This is a genomic window from Pseudomonas cichorii, assembly GCF_019719005.1.
Classification (GTDB): Bacteria; Pseudomonadota; Gammaproteobacteria; order Pseudomonadales; family Pseudomonadaceae; genus Aquipseudomonas; species Aquipseudomonas cichorii_E.
In genome coordinates, this window is record NZ_JAIGPJ010000069.1 from 1 (window position 1) to 5,206 (window position 5,206).

General features: G+C 60.4%; 2 protein-coding genes. Both read left to right on the top strand.

Annotated features, from left to right (window positions below):
• Positions 1-3,363, top strand: a 3,363-nt coding sequence (locus K5D32_RS25510) for a non-ribosomal peptide synthetase (RefSeq protein WP_221602289.1), incomplete at its 5' end; no start/stop codon positions are given.
• A partial coding sequence (locus tag K5D32_RS25515; protein ID WP_311775801.1) for a condensation domain-containing protein occupies positions 3,360-5,206 on the top strand: 1,847 nt, incomplete at its 3' end. The genes K5D32_RS25510 and K5D32_RS25515, both read left to right, overlap by 4 nt.

Here is a 5,206-nt window from a genome sequence, read left to right on the forward strand (position 1 = left end):
TTGCTGGCCGTGAAGCTGATCGAACGCATGCGCCAGCAGAATCTCAGTGCCGATGTGCGTGTGCTGTTTGGTCAGCCAACCCTCGAAGCCCTGGCGGCGGCAGTGGGTGGCGGAACGCGCGGTGTGATTGTTCCCGACAACCTGATTCCTGCTGGCTGTGAGCGTATTACGCCGCAGATGTTGCCCCTGGTTCGTCTGAGTCAGGAGCAGATCGACACGGTCGTGGCCAGTGTGCCGGGCGGTGTTGCCAATGTGCAGGACATCTATGCCCTGGCTCCGCTGCAGGAGGGGATCATGTATCACCACCTGGCGGCCCCCGTTGGTGATCCGTACCTGCAATATGTGATGTTCGGCTTTGACAGTGAAAGCCGGATCGAAGCTTTCGCCCAGGCCTTGCAGGCAGTTATTGCCCGTCACGACATCCTGCGCACCGCTGTGCTGTGGGAAGGTCTGGACGAGCCGCTGCAAGTGGTCTGGCGTGAAGCGGAGCTGGGGGTCGAAGTCGTGAGCCTGGATCCTGCTGACGGCGATATTGAAACCCGTCTGCATGAGCGTTTCGATCCGCGTCATTACCGCCTGGACATTCGCCAGGCTCCGCTGATGCGCATTGCCTATGCACAGGACCCGCTCAACGACCGTTGGGTAGCCATTCTGTTGTTCCATCATCTGATAGACGATGCAACCTCGCTGGCCGTGCTGTCCCATGAGATCGAGGCGTTCATGCAAGGCAGCGAGCATACGCTGGCGGCCTCGGTGCCTTACCGCAACTACGTAGCCCAGGCCCGCCTGGGAGCCAGTCGCGAAGAGCACGAAGCGTTCTTCCAGAATATGCTCGGGGATGTCGACGAACCGACACTGCCATTCGACCTGCAGGATGTGCAGGGCGATGGCAGCGGTATCGAAGAGGTTCGCCAGGCCGTGGATGCCGATCTGACACAGCGACTGCGCCATCAGGCGCGTGGGCTTGGCGTCAGCATGGCCAGTCTCTATCACCTTGCATGGGCGCAGGTCCTGGCCAGGGTCACTGGCAAGGAAGAAGTGGTTTTCGGCACGGTATTGATGGGGCGCATGCAGGGCGGCGAGGGTGCCGATCGGGCGCTGGGGATGTTCATCAACACCTTGCCGTTGCGCGTGAGTGTCGGTGATATCAATGTTCAGGATGCGGTCAGGAGTACTCACCGCCGTCTGAGCGGACTGCTTGTCCACGAATATGCCTCACTGACGCTCGCGCAGCGCTGCAGTGCTGTAAAAGCGCCATTGCCTCTGTTCAGTGCCTTGCTCAATTACCGCCACACGGGAGCATCCCGCTCTCGTGAAGGCATGGATGGCTGGGCGGGCATAGAACTGCTCAAAGGTGAAGAACGCACCAACTATCCATTGACGCTGTCGGTGGATGACGAAGGTCAGGGCTTTGCTTTCTCGATCATGACCTCTGCTAAGGTGGGCGCCAGACGCGTCTGTGACTATGTGCAGCAGGCGCTGGTGGGGCTGGCCGATGCGATGGAGCGGGCAACGGTTTCAAGGATGCGGGACGTCTCCATTCTGCCGGCTCAAGAGCGCGAACGTGTGATCACGGAGTTCAATGCGACCCGCGTGGCCTATCCGCTCGATCAGACCGTTCATGGCCTGTTCGAGGCCCAGGCAGCGCGCACGCCAGAGGCCATAGCACTGGTGCATGAAGATCGGCAACTGAGCTACGCCGAACTGAACGAGTGTACCAACCGCCTGGCTCGGCATTTGCGCGACCAGGGCGTGGTTGCCAATGCCCGAGTGGCGATCTGTGTCGAGCGTGGTATCGAGATGGTGGTCGGCCTGCTGGCGATCATGAAGGCGGGTGGCGCTTATGTGCCGCTTGATCCGGATTATCCGGCCGACCGCTTGAACTACATGCTGGACAGCAGTGCTCCTGCGGCCTTGTTGACCCTGGGGCAGATCCCGGAAGGCCTGTCCTGCGGTCGTGTAGCGACCATCGATCTCGGGCCTGAGGCGTCCTGGCGTTCAGGGCCGGCTGATCCGGTCACTGGCCAGTCCGATTCCCGGCAGTTGGCTTATGTGATCTACACCTCCGGTTCCACCGGCAAGCCCAAGGGGGTGATGGTCGAACAGCGGGGCGTGGTCAACCTGTTGTGCGCCATGCGCGACATGGTTCAGGCGACGCCGCAAGATCGCATGCTGGCGCTGACCACCATCAGCTTCGACATTGCCGGCCTCGAGCTTTACATGCCGCTGATCTGCGGCGCCCGTACCGTGCTGCTGGATCGTCGTCATAGCCATGACCCGCAATTGCTGGCCGAGGCCATCAGCCACAGCGGTGCAACACTGATGCAGGCCACGCCCGCTACCTGGCGGCTGTTGCTGGATTCCGGCTGGTCCGGTGCTTCCGGGCTCAGGGCCTTGTGCGGTGGTGAGGCGCTGCCTCTGGAGCTGGCACAACGTGTGGCCGCAAGAGTTGAAACGCTCTGGAACGTCTACGGCCCGACCGAAACCACCATCTGGTCGTCGTCGCTGCAATTTGACGCCAATGACAAGGTATCGACCAGTGTCGGTATCGGGCGGCCGATTGCCAACAACCGTTTCTACCTGCTGGACGAGCAGGGCGAACCGGTGCCCATGGGCGTGGCTGCCGAGTTGTACATCGGTGGTGATGGCGTGGCACGGGGTTACCTGAACCGGGATGACCTGACTGCCGAACGCTTCATGGACGACCCTTTCAGTACCGACACCGGCGCCCGCATGTACCGCACCGGCGACCTGGGCCGCTGGCTGGCAGACGGCAGTATCGAATACCTGGGCCGTAACGACGATCAGGTGAAGATTCGCGGCTTCCGTATCGAGCTGGGCGAGATCGAGGCCCGGTTGGCGCGTCATGAAACCGTGAAAGAAGCGGTGGTCATTGCCCGCGAGGACGTGCCGGGTGACAAGCGTCTGGTGGCTTATTTCACTTCGACGGTTGCCCAGGTCGATCTGGAAGTCCTCCGCACGCATCTGCAAGACCAGTTGCCGGGCTACATGGTGCCTGCGGCCTATGTCCATCTTGAACATTTGCCGCTGACACCTAACGGCAAGCTGAATCGCAAGGCACTGCCGGCACCTGACCAGCAGGCCGTTATCAGCCGTGGCTACGAAGAACCCCAAGGTGAAACCGAAATCCTTCTGGCACAGATCTGGGCGCAAGTGCTCAAGGTCGAGCGGGTAGGACGCCATGACCACTTCTTCGAGCTGGGCGGCCATTCGCTGCTGGTGGTCAGCCTGATGGAAAAAGTGCGTCAGGCGGGCATGGAAGCCGACGTCAAAACCCTGTTTGAACAACCTACCCTCGCGAAATACGCCGCTGCGACGGAAAAAACGGAGATTTTCCTGTGAATTTGATTGAACTGCTGGCAACACTGGAAGAAAAAGGCGTCGAGCTTTCCGTCTCGGGTGAGCAACTGGCTGTACGCGGTCGTAAACAGTCACTGGCCGAGCCAGCCGTCCTTGCCTTGTTGCGTGAACACAAGGCAATGCTGATCGAGTCGATCAAGGACGGCACGTATGCCACCACCCTGGCGAGCCTGCAGAATGTGCCAGCCAACGGCATTGTTCCGGGTTGCGAGCACATCACTACGGATATGCTGCCGTTGCTGACTCTGGATCAGGCGGCCATCGACAGGATCGTGGCCAGTATTCCGGGCGGCACTGCCAATATTCAGGACATCTACCCGCTGGCACCGTTGCAGGAAGGGGTTCTCTATCATCACCTGACTGCCGAGCGTGGCGATCCTTACGTGTTGCAGGCCGATTTCACCATGGCCAGCCGCGAGCGACTGGATGATTTCGTCGCGGCCTTGCAGAGCGTGATCGATCGGCATGACATCTTGCGCACATCGCTTGTGTGGGAAGGTCTGGATGAGCCGGTACAGGTGGTCTGGCGTGAGGCGAAGCTGGGCGTCAGGGACATCAGCCAGGAACTGGAAGAGGGTGAAGTGTTGCCGCAACTCAAGGCACGCTTCGACCCTCGTCATTACCGCCTGGATATCGGCCAGGCTCCGTTGATGCTGCTGGTGGTCAGCGAAGACAAGGCCAACCAGCGCTGGCTGGGCATGCTGCTGTTCCATCACCTGGCCATCGACCATGCTGCGCTGGAGATCGTGCAGCGTGAAATGCAGGCGTTTTTGACCGGTCAGTCTAAAACCCTCCAAACCCCTGTGCCTTATCGCAACTATGTGGCGCAAACCCGCCAGCCCGGAAAGCGTCAGGGCCACGAAGCGTTTTTCGGCGAGATGCTGGGAGACATGGATGAGCCTACCTTGCCGTTCGGCCTGCAGGATGTGCTGGGCGACGGTAACGGAGTCGAAGAGGCGCACCTGACGTTGTCCCCTGAGCTTGGGCAACGCTTGCGTGCCCAGACCCGACAACTGGGTGTCAGCGCCGCCAGCCTCTGCCATCTGGCCTGGGCCCGGGTGCTGAGCGTGGTATCGGGCCGCGACGATGTGGTATTCGGTACGGTCATGCTGGGTCGCATGCAGAGCGTGCAGGCCAGCGGGCAATCCTTGGGTATGTTTATCAATACCTTGCCGTTGCGTGTGCGTATCGGCGGGCAGAGCGCACGTGAAGGGTTATCGCATACCCACGCCACGCTGACTCAATTGCTGGGCCATGAGCATGCATCACTGGCGCTTGCCCAGCGTTGCAGCGGCGTAATCGCCCCGACACCGCTCTTCAGCGCCTTGCTGAACTACCGGCACAGCGCCGACGCCGGGCAACCGCTGGATGCGCAGACACTGGCCGCCTGGAAAGGTATTGAAACCCTGAGTGCGCAAGAGCGGACCAACTACCCGTTGATTCTGTCGGTTGACGATTTCGGTGAGCATTTTGCACTCAACGTGCAGGCATCGGTGCAAATCGGCGCGCAACGTGTTGCAGGTTATATGGCCTCGGCCATGACTCATCTGGTCAGCGCTCTGGAAGCGGGTGGTCAAACCGAACTGACGGATATTCCGGTTCTGCCCGAAGCCGAATGTGAGCAACTGCTGCATGGCTTCAATCACAGTGCTGCCGACTATCCACGGGACAGCGCCGTTCATGCTCTGTTTGAACAACAAGTGGCCAAGCGACCTGAAGCGCTGGCCGTTGTTCATGGCGAGCAGTCGCTGACCTATGCCGAACTCAACAGCCAGGCCAATCGACTCGCTCATCATCTGATCAGCCAGGGTGTGATTGCTGGCGA